This is a genomic window from Polaromonas sp. A23 (assembly GCF_002001015.1).
In the GTDB taxonomy this organism is placed as follows: Bacteria; Pseudomonadota; Gammaproteobacteria; order Burkholderiales; family Burkholderiaceae_C; genus Polaromonas.
Window position 1 is genome coordinate 87,345 of the sequence record NZ_MUNO01000050.1, and the last position, 14,889, is coordinate 102,233.

The 14,889-nt window shown below is 59.4% G+C and carries 14 protein-coding genes; 13 read left to right on the forward strand and 1 reads right to left on the reverse strand.

What is annotated here, in order from left to right; genetic code table 11:
* Positions 1-28: 28 nt before the first annotated feature.
* The 3 genes from B0B52_RS21570 to B0B52_RS21580 all read left to right on the forward strand — a co-directional run bounded on the left by B0B52_RS21570 (position 29) and on the right by B0B52_RS21580 (position 3,521).
* Positions 29-1,027: a tripartite tricarboxylate transporter substrate binding protein gene (locus B0B52_RS21570; protein WP_077595736.1), complete on the forward strand. Its 999-nt coding sequence runs from the start codon at positions 29-31 to the stop codon at positions 1,025-1,027.
* Positions 1,028-1,159: 132 nt separating this feature from the next.
* On the forward strand, positions 1,160-1,936 hold the full coding sequence (locus tag B0B52_RS21575; protein WP_077595737.1) for an enoyl-CoA hydratase/isomerase family protein: 777 nt from the start codon (positions 1,160-1,162) through the stop codon (positions 1,934-1,936).
* Between the two features lie 46 nt (positions 1,937-1,982).
* Positions 1,983-3,521: a malonyl-CoA synthase gene (locus B0B52_RS21580; protein ID WP_077595738.1), complete on the forward strand. Its 1,539-nt coding sequence runs from the start codon at positions 1,983-1,985 to the stop codon at positions 3,519-3,521.
* 7 nt (positions 3,522-3,528) lie between these two features.
* Here B0B52_RS21580 and B0B52_RS21585 read toward each other — a convergent pair whose 3' ends face one another.
* Entirely contained in the window at positions 3,529-4,458 is a 930-nt protein-coding gene (locus tag B0B52_RS21585) for a DMT family transporter (protein WP_077595739.1), read from the reverse strand.
* Positions 4,459-4,569: 111 nt separating this feature from the next.
* Between B0B52_RS21585 and B0B52_RS21590 the strand changes: the two genes are divergently transcribed.
* From B0B52_RS21590 to B0B52_RS21635, 10 genes are all read left to right on the forward strand, one after another.
* Positions 4,570-5,004, forward strand: a complete 435-nt coding sequence (locus tag B0B52_RS21590) for a gamma-glutamylcyclotransferase (RefSeq protein ID WP_077595740.1) — start codon at positions 4,570-4,572, stop codon at positions 5,002-5,004.
* A gap of 383 nt (positions 5,005-5,387) precedes the next feature.
* On the forward strand, positions 5,388-6,707 hold the full coding sequence (gene aceA / locus B0B52_RS21595) for an isocitrate lyase (RefSeq protein ID WP_077595741.1): 1,320 nt from the start codon (positions 5,388-5,390) through the stop codon (positions 6,705-6,707).
* 144 nt (positions 6,708-6,851) lie between these two features.
* Positions 6,852-7,037 carry a hypothetical protein gene (locus B0B52_RS21600; RefSeq protein WP_077595742.1) on the forward strand — a complete coding sequence of 62 codons (186 nt, stop codon included), beginning with the start codon at positions 6,852-6,854 and terminating at the stop codon, positions 7,035-7,037.
* A gap of 231 nt (positions 7,038-7,268) precedes the next feature.
* Positions 7,269-9,176: a threonine--tRNA ligase gene (thrS, locus tag B0B52_RS21605; RefSeq protein WP_077595743.1), complete on the forward strand. Its 1,908-nt coding sequence runs from the start codon at positions 7,269-7,271 to the stop codon at positions 9,174-9,176.
* Between the two features lie 87 nt (positions 9,177-9,263).
* Positions 9,264-9,881: a translation initiation factor IF-3 gene (gene infC, locus B0B52_RS21610; protein WP_077595744.1), complete on the forward strand. Its 618-nt coding sequence runs from the start codon at positions 9,264-9,266 to the stop codon at positions 9,879-9,881.
* 228 nt (positions 9,882-10,109) lie between these two features.
* Positions 10,110-10,313: a 50S ribosomal protein L35 gene (gene rpmI, locus B0B52_RS21615; protein WP_077595745.1), complete on the forward strand. Its 204-nt coding sequence runs from the start codon at positions 10,110-10,112 to the stop codon at positions 10,311-10,313.
* Between the two features lie 25 nt (positions 10,314-10,338).
* Positions 10,339-10,698, forward strand: coding sequence for a 50S ribosomal protein L20 (rplT, locus tag B0B52_RS21620; protein ID WP_077595746.1), 360 nt, complete (start codon positions 10,339-10,341; stop codon positions 10,696-10,698).
* 143 nt (positions 10,699-10,841) lie between these two features.
* Positions 10,842-11,894, forward strand: a complete 1,053-nt coding sequence (pheS, locus tag B0B52_RS21625) for a phenylalanine--tRNA ligase subunit alpha (RefSeq protein WP_077595747.1) — start codon at positions 10,842-10,844, stop codon at positions 11,892-11,894.
* Positions 11,895-11,914: 20 nt separating this feature from the next.
* The gene (gene pheT / locus B0B52_RS21630) at positions 11,915-14,341 is read left to right on the forward strand and encodes a phenylalanine--tRNA ligase subunit beta (protein ID WP_077595748.1); all 2,427 of its coding nucleotides are present in this window, start codon (positions 11,915-11,917) and stop codon (positions 14,339-14,341) included.
* 20 nt (positions 14,342-14,361) lie between these two features.
* Entirely contained in the window at positions 14,362-14,715 is a 354-nt protein-coding gene (locus B0B52_RS21635) for an integration host factor subunit alpha (RefSeq protein WP_077595749.1), read from the forward strand.
* The last annotated feature ends 174 nt before the right edge of the window (positions 14,716-14,889 follow it).

The window sequence follows — 14,889 nt, forward strand, 5'->3', positions numbered from 1 at the left end:
TTTGATTTAACAACGACAGGAGACAGACATGACCTCGAGCTTTGACATCAACGCGTCCCGACGCGATGTGCTGCGTACCGCGGCCGCCGGCCTGGCTGCGTTTTCCCTGGGCAGCCACGCGCAATCGGGCTGGCCTGCCAAGCCCGTGACCATGATCGTGCCTTTTCCCGCAGGTGGTGGCACGGACGCTTTCGCGCGGCCCATGTCGGCGCAGTTTGCACGCCTGACCGGCAAGCAGCTTGTCATTGACAACCGCGGCGGCGCGGGCGGTACCCTGGGTGCCAGCATCGCGGCGAAGGCGCAGCCTGATGGCTACACGCTGTTCATGGGCGCAGTGCATCACACCATTGCCCCCAGCATGTACAAGAAGCTGGACTACGACATCGAGAAAGACCTGGTGCCGCTCATCCTGGTGGCCAGTGTGCCGCAGGTGATTGTGGTCAATCCGAAAAAGATGCCGGTCAACAACTTCAAGGAGTTTCTCGATCAGGCTCGCAGGAACCCCGGCAAGTTCAGCTACGGTTCGGCCGGCAACGGCACTTCGCATCATCTGGCGGGAGAGCTGTTCAAACAACAAAGCAAGACATTCATCACCCACATTCCCTACCGCGGCGCCGGTCCGGCCTTGCAGGGCCTGATTGCCGGTGATGTGGAAATGATGTTCGACGGGTTGGGGTCTTCGGCCAGCCACATTGCCGGCGGCCGCATCAAGGCGCTGATGGTGTCGGGCAACAAGCGCAACCCTGCGATACCGGATGTTCCCAGCGCCGCTGAGTTGGGTTTTCCGGAATACAACGTCACCACCTGGTACGGTGTATGGGGCCCCAAGGGCATGCCAGCCGACGCCCAGGCCCGAGCCATTGAGGAGATACGCAAAGCATGCAGCACCGACGAAGCCAAAGCCGTCTGGACGCGCCAAGGTGCGGAGTTCGCCGGGCTGGCGGGGCCCCAGTTTGGCAGCTTCATCAACAGCGAAATCAAGAAGTGGGCACGGGTGGTCAAGGATTCTGGTGCCCAGCTTGATTGATATGACCCTCACGCTTGTCGCTTCGCGTACTACGCTGCCCCCCGAGGGGGCTGCCCCGCCTAAGGGTGGCCTGTTGGCGGGCCTGGTCCCCGCGCTTGTCGCTGCGTGTACTGACTTGTTCCTCGCATTTCCATGACGGGTCGGGTTCTGCTGACCGTTGAGGGCTCAGTTGCAAAGGTCACCTTGTCTCATCCGGGCAAGCTCAATGCAATGTCACGCGCCATGTGGAGCCAGTTGCGCGACGTGTTTCTCGCGTTGCAGCAGCGCAGCGACGTGCGTTGCGTGCTGCTGCGCGGGGAAGGCGCGGCTTTTTGTGCAGGCGGTGATATCTCCGAATACCCAAGCTTCCGTTTTGACGAGGCCGCCTTGCGCGGTTTCCACGAAGACGAGGTCTGGGGTGGCCTGCAGGCCATGCTCGATTGCGATGTTCCCATCGTGGCGCAGATCGAGGGTGCCTGCATGGGCGCGGGCATGGAGATAGCCAGTTGCTGCGACATGCGCCTGGCCGCCGTATCGGCAAAGTTTGGCGCTCCGATTGCGAAGCTCGGTTTTCCGATGGCCCCGCGTGAGGCGGCACTGGTGATACGCGCTGCCGGCGAGTTGACGGCCCGCGAAATGCTGCTGGCTGCGGCGGTGGTAGACGCGCCCACGATGCTTCAGCGCGGGTTTTTGAATCGTGTGTTGCCTGACGTTGAAGTGGCCAATGAGGCTGCGGCGATGGCTGAACGCGTGGCCGGGCTCGCGCAGGCCGCTGCACGTCTGAATAAGCAGTCATTTCGGGCATTGGCCCTTGAAGGACGGGCGCGAGTAGCTACTGATTTGATAGCGTCGGCCTATGCCTACGCGGATTCCGCCGAGCACCGCGAGGGTGTTGCAGCATTTGTTGAAAAGCGTTCGCCGCGCTTCTAGCGCGGCCGGGCGATTCTCTGATTTTTGATTCTCAGGTAACCAAGCGATGAAAAACAACAACCTGTTTGCCGCCTTGCGCGCAGCTTTCCCGAAAGACCTCGATGCGGTGGCGGTGGAAACCGACAACGGATTGCACTATTCCTGGCGCGATATGGATCGCTCCACCGCGATGATCGCCAACCTGCTCAAGTCGCTCGATTTGCCGGAGGGCGCCCGCATTGCCGTGCAGGTTGAAAAATCGGTTGAAGCGATGATGCTCTACCTGGCCACATTGCGGGCCGGCTACGTGTTTTTGCCGCTCAACACCGCTTACCAGAGCGCAGAGATCGAATACTTCATCGGCAACGCCGAGCCGTCGGTAGTGGTGTGCGCCTCAAAGAACTTTGGCTGGGTCAGCAAGATCGCTTTCAAGGCCGGTACGCAGAATGTCTTCACGCTGGATGACGACCGCACTGGCTCGCTCCTGGAGCGAGCCGCCCACTGCAGCGACCGGCACGAGGTGGTCCAGCGCGGCGCGGATGATCTGGCGGCCATTCTCTACACCAGCGGCACCACCGGCCGCAGCAAGGGTGCCATGCTCTCGCACGGCAACATGCTGAGCAACGCGCTGGTGCTCAAGGACTACTGGGGCTGGACGGCTTCCGGAGGGCCCGAAGGCCGTGGCGACGTGCTGATCCACGCACTGCCCATCTTCCATGTGCACGGCCTGTTTGTGGCCATCCACGGCGCGCTGATCAATGGCAGCAAGATGATCTGGTTTTCAAAGTTCGACCCGAAGCTGGTGGTGCAGAAGCTGCCGGAGGCCACGGTGTTCATGGGCGTGCCTACGCTGTATGTGCGCCTGCTGGCCGAGCCGGGCCTGAACCGCGAAACCTGCCGCAACATGCGTCTGTTTGTGGCGGGGTCTGCGCCGCTGCTGATTGAAACCTTCACCGAATGGCAGGAGCGCACCGGCCACACCATCCTCGAGCGTTACGGCATGAGCGAGACGGCGATGCTGACCTCCAATCCCTACAGCGGCGAGCGGCGTGGCGGAACCGTCGGCTTTGCCTTGCCCGGCGTGAGCTTGCGTGTGCAGGACGATGACGCACAGGCATTGCCGACAGGCGAGATCGGAGGCATCCAGGTCAAAGGCCCGAACATCTTCAAGGGTTACTGGCGCATGCCCGAAAAAACGAAGGAAGAGTTCACCGCCGATGGTTACTTCAAGACTGGGGACGTCGGCAAGATCGACGAGCGCGGCTACATCACCATCGTCGGGCGCAGCAAGGACCTGATCATCAGCGGCGGCTACAACGTCTACCCGGCCGAGATCGAGGGCTACATCAATGACATGCCCGGTGTTGCTGAAAGCGCACTGGTGGGTGTGCCGCATCCTGATTTTGGCGAGGTCGGTGTGGCCATCGTGATTGCCAGGCCCGGCACGAAGCTGGAGGCCGAGCAGATCATCGCCGGGCTCAAGGCCCAGCTTGCCAACTTCAAAATCCCCAAACGTTGCTTCATCGTCAGCGAACTGCCGCGCAACACCATGGGCAAGGTCCAGAAGAACCTGCTGCGCGAGCAGCACAAGCACCTGTTTGCCTGACCGCGGGTCAGGCCGGGCTCGTGCGGTTTTTCTCGGGGAAGGTTGCCAGCGCCACGCCGGCGAGCGCCAGTGCAAAAGCCGCCAGCTGCGCTGTGCCGACCGACTCGCCGAGCACCACCACACCCACCAGCGCTGCGCTGATGGGCAGCATGACGGTGAACACACCGGCCTGGCTGGCGGGCACGCCTTTGAGCCCGGTCATCCATAACCACACGGTCCATACGCTGGCCGCCAGGGCGTAGAACAGCAACAACAGCCAGGTGCCGGACGCTACGGTGCCAAAGTCAAAACCCCAGGCCATCCACAGGCCGAAAGGCGTGACGAGTGCAAACCCCCACAGATTGATCAACGCGGTGATGCGTTTGGGGCCGAGTGCGCCGGTGAGTTTTTTGCCGATGACCGCATAGGCCGCTTCGCAGAGCACGGCACCAACGAGGAGCAAGTTGCCCAACCAGGCCAGGCTTGAAGGTGAATTGGCCTCTGGCCCTTTGATTCCGTGCGCAGACAGCTCTGTTTTTGATAGCGAGACGAGCATGATGCCCAGCACGGCGCAGGCGATGGCCAGAGCAACACGCGGGCGGATGCGTTCACCCAGGAAAATCCGGCTCAGCACCGCCACAGCGGCCGGGATGGCTGCCATGATCACGCCGGCCGCGACTGCGCTGCTCAGGCTGACACCAAACAGCATGCAGACTGAAAACAGAAAGTTGCCAAGGAAAGATTCAAGAAACAGGAGTTGCCGGATTTGCCGCGTCATCGGCACTTCATCGGCGGGCTTGCGCAGCCAGTGCAGCATGGCTGCCCCGCCAATGCCAAACCTCAACCAGGCCAGAAGGAACACCGGGAACACCGCCACCAGAGGCTTGGACAGCGCAACGTAGCTGCCCACCAGGGACATGCTGAGCGCCAGGCAGGCGTAGGCCACAATGCGATTCATCAAGCGGGCTTCTTTGTGAGTGTTGAAGGTTTCGCTGCCAGCTCTTGGTGAAACTGTTGCTACGCCTTCAGAGTGGGTGCTTTTCCGAGTCCGAAATCATGCCTTACTTTCATGCCTGAACCGACGCCTCCCTTTTCCTTTCGCCATGTCTTTGTCTACGGGACCTTGCGCCGCGGCGACGTGCGAGACATCACCAGGCTGCGTCCCGAGCCGCGTTTTATCGGCATGGCCAGTGTGGCAGGAGCGCTCTACGACCTGGGGCCTTATCCGGGCGTTGTACTTGGCGGGCCAGGTCGTGTCGTTGGTGAGGTCTATGCCATCAGTCCTGATCTCGAGAGCCAGCTTGATGCGATTGAAGAAGTCTGGCCGCAGCAGACGGGTGAATACAGCAAGCGGCAGGTGAGTGCGGTGTTGAACGAGGCTGCTGCGCCCGGTGGTGAGATGGCGCTGCAATGCCTGGTCTATGAAATCAATCCATTGCGGACCGCGGGCAAGAGGTTGATTGCGAGCGGGGATTGGCTGGACGGCCGTCTTGGTCAGGGTTAAGGAGAGGAGGGTGGAGGAAGAGGCGTCTTCTCTCGATCAGCGCGAAGCTGCCTGGTGCGTGCCAGATGCGGGATCAACCGCCAAACCAGGCTCTGAGTGAAGCCTTTGCCTGATCTTTCACTATCCGATAAAACATTTCCGCATGGTGAAATTTAAAAATGGTGCAATGCGGAAAAATTTCTCAATATAAGAATTCATTTTTCGTATCATAAAAATAATTACAAAGATCCTTGATTTTATTGATAATAAATTTTCTCTTATATAAGACATAAGAGCTTCACAAAGTCTTGTAGAAGACTTAAAGTTATCTCCAGAGCAAACGACAAAGGCATGAACAGTGCTAAGACGTTTGCCCCCTTTTTTTCAACCTCTGGAGTGACCCCATGCCACAAACCCTCACCGAACAACTGAGCCGCGAGCAGCAGATCTCCGCCCTCGAAAAAGACTGGGCGACCAACCCCCGCTGGAAAGGCATCAAACGCGGCTACAGCGCCGCCGACGTCGTGCGCCTGCGCGGCTCCTTCCCCATCGAGCACACGCTGGCCCGCCGCGGTGCTGAAAAACTGTGGGACCTCCTGCACAACGAGCCTTACGTGAACTGCCTGGGTGCGCTGACAGGCGGCCAGGCCATGCAGCAGGTCAAGGCTGGTGTCAAAGCCATTTACCTGTCGGGCTGGCAAGTTGCTGCCGACAACAACAGCTATTCCGCGATGTACCCTGACCAGTCGCTGTACCCGGTGGATTCGGTGCCAAAAGTGGTTGAGACCATCAACAATACCTTCCGCCGCGCCGACGAGATCCAGCATTCCAAAGGTATTGATGCTGGCGACAAGGGTTACATCGATTACTTCGCACCCATCGTGGCCGATGCCGAAGCCGGTTTCGGTGGTGTGCTCAACGCCTTCGAACTGATGAAAGCCATGATCAAGTCGGGCGCAGGTGGCGTGCACTGGGAAGACCAGCTGGCTTCCGTCAAAAAATGCGGCCACATGGGCGGCAAGGTGCTGTTGCCAACCCGCGAGTCCTGCCAGAAGCTGATTGCAGCGCGCATGGCAGCTGACGTCTGCGGCGTGCCTACACTGGTGATTGCCCGCACCGACGCGGAAGCCGCTGATTTGCTGACTTCCGACTACGACGAGATCGACAAGCCTTTCCTGACCGGTGAGCGTACGGCTGAAGGTTTCTACAAGACCCGCAAGGGCCTGGACCAGGCCGTGGCCCGTGCCAATGCCTATGCCCACTATGCCGACCTGGTGTGGTGCGAAACCGGCACGCCCGACCTCGACTTCGCCAAGAAGTTTGCCGACGCCGTGCACAAGGTTCACCCCGGCAAGATGCTGGCCTACAACTGCTCGCCGTCGTTCAACTGGAAGAAAAACCTGGACGATGCCACCATCGCCAAGTTCCAGCGCGAGCTCGGCGCCATGGGTTACAAGTACCAGTTCATCACGCTCGCCGGCATTCACTCCATGTGGTACAACATGTACGACCTGTCGCAGGACTACGTCAAGCGCGGCATGACGGCGTACATCGAGAAAGTGCAGGAGCCCGAGTTCGCAGCGCGCGACCGTGGCTACACCTTTGTGTCGCACCAGCAGGAAGTGGGCACCGGCTACTTCGACGAAGTCACCACAGCCATCCAGGGCGGCAAGTCCAGCGTGACTGCGCTGACCGGCTCGACCGAAGAAGAGCAGTTCCACTGAACTGAGTCACGAAGGTGACTGCCCTCTCGGGGGCGGTCCGAAGCCCGGCTGAAGCACTGTTGCTTTGCCCGGGCTTTTTTCTTGGGCATTCGGCTTTTTTCGCGTAGAGTGCGGCTGATTGGGGTCCAACAGCGGAGAGAGCACATGTCAGAAGCCACCATGGGATTCAAGCGTACGCCGTGTCCGGATTGCAATGGCACGGGCGAACTGCGCATCGACAGCGAAAACATCAACGAGAATTTCGAGGTCGAAAAACAGACAGTCATCACTGAGTGCCCGCGCTGCCTGGGACTCACCTTTTTGCCGCCCGGCTCGCCTGAGCCGGCCTGAACCCGAAGCTGCCGTAAAATAGCGCCATGCAATCAATCAAGCTGGAAACAGGAAGGATCGCGCGGGTTATGACACCGCGAACTACGACCACGCCTTCAGTTTGGAGTCATCTCGGGCGCTAGCCGCATCCCCAGGTGATTTGTAGCTACTGAATTAATAGCATACCTCCAGCCTAAACCCATTCAAAGCGCGGCAGTTACCGCGCTTTTTTCATTTCCAGAGCCAAACATCATGATCAAAATTACGCTGCCAGACGCCTCGATCCGTGAATTTCCCCAGCCTGTGACGGTGGCCGAGGTCGCTGCGTCCATTGGTGCCGGCTTGGCCAAGGCTGCGCTGGGCGGCAAGGTCAACGGCAAAGTGGTGGATACCAGCTACCTCATTTCAGTCGACAGCCCGCTTTCCATCATCACGGCCAAGGACCCGGAAGGCTTGGACATGATTCGCCACTCGACGGCTCACCTGCTGGCCTATGCGGTCAAAGAGCTGTTTCCGGATGCGCAGGTCACCATCGGCCCGGTCATCGAGAACGGCTTCTTCTACGATTTTTCCTACAAACGGCCATTTACGCCGGAAGACTTGGCTGCCATTGAAAAGAAGATGACCGAGCTGGCGGCCAAAGACGAACCGGTGACTCGCCGCGTGTTGCCGCGTGACGAGGCGGTGGCTCACTTCAAGGAAATCGGCGAGCACTACAAGGCCGAGATCATCGCCAGTATTCCGGCCAATGAAGATGTGTCGCTGTACCGGGAGGGCAAGTTCGAAGACCTGTGCCGCGGCCCGCACGTGCCCAGCACCGGCAAGCTCAAATTCTTCAAGCTCATGAAGCTGGCTGGCGCCTACTGGCGCGGCGACCACAACAACGAGATGCTCCAGCGCGTGTACGGCACGGCTTGGGCCACAAAGGACGAGCTGCAGCAATACCTGACGATGCTTGAAGAGGCCGAAAAGCGCGACCACCGCAAGCTGGGCCGCGAGCTTGATCTGTTCCACATCGACGACCACGCGCCCGGACTGGTGTTCTGGCACCCCAAGGGCTGGACGGTGTGGCAGGGCGTCGAGCAGTACATGCGCAAGGTCTACCAGGACAACGGCTACCAGGAGGTCAAGGGACCGCAGGTGATCGACAAGACGCTGTGGGAAAAAACCGGGCACTGGGACAAGTACCGCGACAACATGTTCACGACGGAGTCGGAGAAGCGCGAATACGCGCTCAAACCAATGAACTGCCCGGGCCATATCTTGATCTTCAAGCAGGGCATCAAAAGCTACCGCGATTTGCCGCTGCGTTACGGCGAGTTTGGTCAGTGCCACCGCAACGAGCCCTCGGGCGGCCTGCACGGCATCATGCGCGTGCGTGGCTTCACCCAGGACGATGGCCATATCTTCTGCACCGAAGAGCAGATCCTCAAGGAATGCGTGGATTACACGACCCTGCTGCAGAAGGTCTACACCGACTTTGGCTTCAAGAACATCATCTACAAGGTCGCGACGCGGCCTGACGCGCGCATCGGTTCCGACGAAAGCTGGGACAAGGCCGAACATGCGCTGATGGAAAGCTTGCGCGCTTCAGGTTGCGAGTTCGAAATCGCTCCCGGCGACGGCGCGTTCTATGGCCCGAAGATTGAATACACACTAAAGGACGCAATTGGCCGGCAGTGGCAGTGCGGCACCATGCAGGTCGATTTTTCGATGCCGGAGCGGCTCGACGCCGAATACGTGGGCGAAGATGGCGCCCGGCATCGCCCCGTTATGCTGCACCGGGCCATTGTTGGCAGCCTGGAGCGTTTTATCGGAATTTTGATCGAGGAACATGCCGGCGCGCTGCCCACCTGGCTGGCGCCGGTACAGGTTTCGGTGCTCAATATCACCGATGCGCAGGCTGATTACTGTCGTGAAATAGCTAAAAGGCTTCAAAATCAAGGGCTTAGGGTCAACCTGGACCTGCGCAACGAGAAAATTACGTATAAAATACGGGAGCACTCAATGCAAAAGCTGCCTTACATCCTGGTCGTGGGCGACAAGGAGAAGGAAGCCGGAGCGGTTGCGGTGCGGGCCCGGGGTAACAAAGACCTTGGCGTCATGTCACTCGAAGCCTTTGCCCAAACGATTGCTTCTGACATTACCCAAAAAGCCTGATTTTTGACTGTTTGTTAATGATCTTGGCCATTCGTCCTTGCTGGACGGGCGCAAGCAGCTATAGCTTTTATAGCAATTGTTAAAAGGATTAGAACCATCGCTACTGAATTTCGTGACCGCCGTCACCGCGAAGAACGCAAGCACCGCTTGAACCGTGAAATCATGGCCCCCGAAGTACGACTGACCGGGCCCGACAATGAGCCGCTGGGTGTTGTCACCACGATGGAAGCCTTGCGCCTTGCCGGTGAATATGACGTGGATCTGGTTGAAATCTCTCCCACGGCGGTGCCGCCGGTGTGCAGATTGATGGATTACGGCAAATTCAAATACGCTGAGCAGAAGAAGGCCGCGGACGCGAAATCCAAGCAAAAAGTGATCGAGGTCAAGGAAATCAAGTTCCGGCCCGGTACCGATGATGGTGACTACAACATCAAATTGCGCAACATCAAGCGCTTTTTGGAAGAAGGCGACAAGTGCAAGATTACCTTACGCTTTCGCGGTCGGGAGATCACGCACCAGGAACTGGGTCTGGCCCTGCTGGCGCGTATCCGCGACGAGTTGGCTGATTTGATTGTGGTGGAGCAGTTTCCCAAGCTCGAAGGCCGGCAGATGGTCATGATGATCGCGCCGGGCAAGAAGAAGGTGGCTGCCAAGCCCGCTGCGGCGCCTGCGGAGGCAGCGCCAGTGGCACCGACAAGCGCTTGAGGCGGTTGTCGAAAAGTGAGTTCAGCCTGACGGTGTAGCCACCGGCAGGTTTTTCAGGGATGCGAAAGCATTCCCGGAAAGCAGGTAAAACTGCTTTCCAAAGGTGGCGGCGTAAAAGTTGCCGCCAAGTGGCGAATTTAAAACTCGCCACTGACAAGTGGCTCGGGGCCATCAAGTCTGCGGAAGGTTCGCAGCGCCTCACGAGCACAAATGAAAAGGAGCATTTAAATGCCCAAAATGAAGACCAAGAGCAGCGCGAAGAAACGTTTTCGCGTTCGTCCGGGTGGTACCGTCAAGCGCGGCCAAGCCTTCAAACGTCACATTCTGACCAAGAAGACCACCAAAAACAAACGCCATCTGCGTGGCGCAGTTGCTGTTCATGAGACCAATATGGGTCACATGGCACAGATGCTGCCCGGCATGGGCATTTAATTAACGACGAACAAGGAGTACTCACATGCCTCGCGTCAAACGTGGTGTAACGGCTCGCGCCCGCCACAAAAAAGTTTTAGCCCTTGCAAAAGGTTTCCGCGGCCGCCGCGGCAATGTCTATCGCATCGCCAAAGAAGCGGTGATGAAGGCCGGGCAATATGCCTACCGTGACCGCCGTACCAAGAAGCGCGTGTTCCGTCAGCTCTGGATTGCGCGTATCAACGCCGCCAGCCGCTCATTCGGCATGACATACAGCCAGTTCGCCAACGGCCTGAAAAAAGCCGGCATCGAGATCGATCGCAAGGTCCTTTCCGACATGGCGATTCACGACAGCGCTGCTTTTGGCGCCATCGTGGAGCAGGTCAAGGCCAAGCTTGCTGCCTGATTTTTGAGGGGCGATCAGCTATTGAATTGATAGCTGGTTGCGCACAAAAGACGAGGGCTGGAGCTTGAAAAGGCTCTGGCCCTTTTTCTTTGTCCGCGCTGCAGGCGAGGTAGCCGGGCGGTTTGGCAATTTACAAGAAATTTATGAACGAACTCGATGCTCTCGTGGATGCGGCGACAACCAGTTTTGCCCAGGCTGTCACGCCAGCCGATCTGGAAAACGCCAAGGCGCAATTTCTCGGCAAGTCCGGCCGCATCACGGAGCTGATGAAGGGCCTGGCAGCACTGCCTGTGGAAGAGAAAAAAACACGCGGTGCTGCCATCAACCTGGCCAAGCAGGGCGTTGAAGCTGCGCTGACTGCACGCCGCCAGGCGCTGGCGGATGCAGAGTTGCAGGTGCAGCTCAAGGCCGAGGCGCTGGATGTTTCGCTGCCGGGCCGCCAGCGGCCGACCGGCGGCCTGCACCCGGTCTCCCTGACGCTGGAGCGCATCGAGGCCATCTTCGGCTCCATGGGCTTTGATGTGGCCGAAGGCCCGGAGATCGAAACCGACTGGTTCAACTTCACCGCGCTGAACACGCCGGAAGACCACCCAGCCCGCTCCATGCACGACACCTTCTATGTTGAAGGCGGCACGGAAACCGCACCCAACCTGCTGCGCACGCACACCAGCCCGATGCAGATCCGTTACGCCGTTCAGCACGTCAAGAAGCACAAGGTGCTGATAACTGCCGGCGGCGTGATGCCCGAGATTCGTGTGATCGCGCCGGGCCGTACCTACCGCGTGGACAGCGATGCCACGCACTCGCCGATGTTCCACCAGTGCGAAGGCCTGTGGGTAGGCCAGAACGTCAGTTTCAAGGACCTGAAAGTCGTGTTCACCGACTTCTGCCGTACCTTCTTCGAAAGTGACGATCTGGTGCTGCGCTTTCGCCCCAGCTTTTTCCCCTTCACCGAGCCGAGCGCTGAGATCGACATCCAGTTCCAGGCCGGTCCGCTGGCCGGCCGCTGGCTGGAGGTGGCCGGCTCTGGCCAGGTGCACCCGAACGTGGTGCGCAACATGGGTCTGGACCCCGAGCACTACATCGGTTTTGCCTTCGGCATGGGTCCGGACCGCTTGACCATGCTGCGGTACGACGTCAACGATTTGCGGCTGTTTTTTGACGGTGACCTGCGCTTTCTCTCGCAATTCCAGTAATTCATTGGGACTGATTAAAAATGCAATTTCCTGAATCCTGGTTGCGTGAATTCTGCAATCCACCGCTGAGCACCGAACAGCTCGCTGAAACCCTGACGATGGCCGGACTGGAAGTGGAGGAGCTCAAACCGGTGGCTCCGCCTTTCAGCAAGATCGTGGTCGGAGAAATCCGCGAGGCGGTGCAGCATCCAGATGCCGACCGTCTGCGTGTCTGCCAGGTTGACGTGGGGCAGGGCGCCCTGCTCAACATCGTTTGCGGCGCGCCCAATGCGCGAGTCGGCATCAAGGTGCCATGCGCGCTGGTGGGCGCCGAGCTGCCTCCCGGTGAAGATGGCAAACCTTTCCTGATCAAGGTCGGCAAGCTTCGTGGTGTGGAAAGCCAGGGCATGTTGTGCTCGGCTCGCGAACTCAAGCTCTCCGAAGACCACGGCGGACTGCTTGAGCTGGCCTCGGATGCAGCGGTGGGCCAGGATATCCGTGAACACCTCAAGCTCGACGACACGCTGTTCACCCTCAAGCTCACGCCCAACCTGGCGCATTGCCTGAGCGTTTACGGTGTGGCGCGCGAAGTCGCTGCGCTCACGGGTGCACCGCTTCAAACGCCTGTCATCCCGGCCGTGGCCGCGACCGACGCCACGAAGTTGCCAGTCAAGATCAGCGCGCCCGATTTGTGCGGCCGCTTTTCGGGGCGTGTGGTGCGCAACGTCAATACAAAGGCCGTCACGCCGCAATGGATGGTGGATCGCCTGGCTCGCTGCGGCCAGCGCAGTGTTACCGCGCTGGTGGATATTTCGAACTATGTGATGTTCGAACTGGGTCGGCCCTCACACATCTTTGACCTCGACAAGATCCATGGCGGCCTCGACGTCCGCTGGGGCAAGCCCGGCGAGACGCTCAAGCTGCTCAACGGGAACACCGTCACAGTTGACGAAAAAGTTGGCGTCATTGCCGACAACGCGCAGGTTGAGTCGCTGGCAGGCATCATGGGTGGTGACGCGACGGCGGTGTCTGATGACACGAAGCACGTCTACGTCGAAGCTGCCTTCTGGTGGCCCAAGTCGATTGCCGGACGCTCACGCCGCTACAACTTTTCCACCGATGCTGGCCACCGCTTCGAGCGCGGTGTAGATCCCGGCCAGACCGTGGAGCACATCGAACGTATCACCCAGCTGATCATTGACATTTGCGGCACGCCGGAAACCGTGTGCGGCCCCATGGACGACCAGCAGGTCAATGTACCGAAAGCGGCACCCGTCACCTTGCGTGTGGCGCGTGCGGCAAAAGTGATCGGCATGCCGCTCACGCAGGCGCAATGCCTTGATGCCCTTCAGCGTCTCGGCCTGCCGGTGTCGCAAGGCGATGGCACGCTGACGGTGACCCCGCCAAGCTATCGCTTTGACCTGCAGATCGAGGAAGACCTGATCGAGGAAGTGGTGCGCATGGTGGGTTATCAGCAACTGCCCACCACACCGCCATTGGCGCCCATCACCTCGCGCATACGCCCCGAAGCCAGACGCAGTCCCTTTGCCGTGCGCCGCGCGCTGGCTGCGCTGGGCTACCAGGAAACCATCAATTTCAGTTTTGTCGAAGAACGCTGGGAGCACGAGCTCGCCGGTAACCCGAATCCCATCAAGCTGCTCAACCCGATTGCCAGCCAGATGAGCGTGATGCGCTCGTCCCTGCTCGGCTCGCTGTTGCAGGTGCTCAAGTTCAACCTGGACCGCAAGGCCGGCCGGGTCAATGTATTTGAACTCGGACGGGTTTTCTTGCGCGATGCACGCAGCCAGAACACTGACACCACCGTCGCCGGTTTTGACCAGCCCATGCGGGTGGCGGGTCTGGCTTATGGGCCGCGCGAGACTCTGCAGTGGGGTACCTCCGACAAGGGCGTCGATTTCTTCGACGTCAAGGGTGATGTGCAGGCTTTGCTGGCACCCTTGCAGCCGGTGTTTGCGCCGGCAACCCATCCAGCCATGCATCCGGGACGCTGTGCCAGCGTGACCCTGAACGGTGTGGCGGTCGGCTTTGTGGGTGAGTTGCATCCGCAGTGGCGTCAGGGCTACGAGCTGGCTCAGGCGCCCATTGTTTTCGAGCTGGCACTCGATGCCGTGCTGCAACGTCCCGTGCCCAGTTTCCAGCCGGTGAGCAAGCTCCAGCCCGTTGAGCGGGACATTGCAGTCATTGTTGCCGAAGCGGTGACGCATTCGGCGCTGATGGCAGCGATTGAGGGTGCCGACACGCGCGGCCTGCTCAAATCGGCCACGCTGTTCGATATCTACCGTCCGCAACAGGCCAATGCCGCGATGCAGCTCGGCGAAAAAAGCCTGGCTGTGCGCTTGGTGCTTGGCAGCGACGAAGCTACACTGACCGACGAGCAAATTGAGGCGGCGATCAAGGCCGTGCTTGAGAATCTTGGTAGCGGCCTGCAGGCGCGTTTGCGTGCCTGAGGCTGGAGGCCACAAGAACAATGAACAGCGAGGAGCGTGCCGTGGAATTTTCCGTTGAAAGTCTTGAGAGCCCTGCGCTGACCAAGGCCCATCTTGCAGAGCTACTGTTCGAACAGATCGGCCTGAACAAGCGTGAATCCAAGGACATGATTGACGCCTTTTTCGACCTGATTTCCGACAGCCTGGTCGACGGCAACGATGTCAAAATTTCCGGTTTCGGTAATTTCCAGATTCGCACCAAGGCGCCGCGCCCGGGGCGAAACCCGCGCACTGGCGAGTCCATTCCGATTCGAGCGCGCCGTGTGGTGACTTTTCACGCCAGTCATAAACTCAAAGAGCAGATCCAGGGAGAAACGGGTACTGCTCCAGTTTGACATTGCTTGAGCCAGGGCTAGCGCGCTGAGATCTGCGCCGAGTTGTTCCTGCATACGATCTTCGTACCCAGGGTTGCTCAGACTTTGCTCTCAATTTCGTAGCCGCTGGCGCCCGTGAAATAGGGGGAGAAGGCCAAATTGGCAAAATAAAACCCGCCGAAGCGGGTTGTTGCC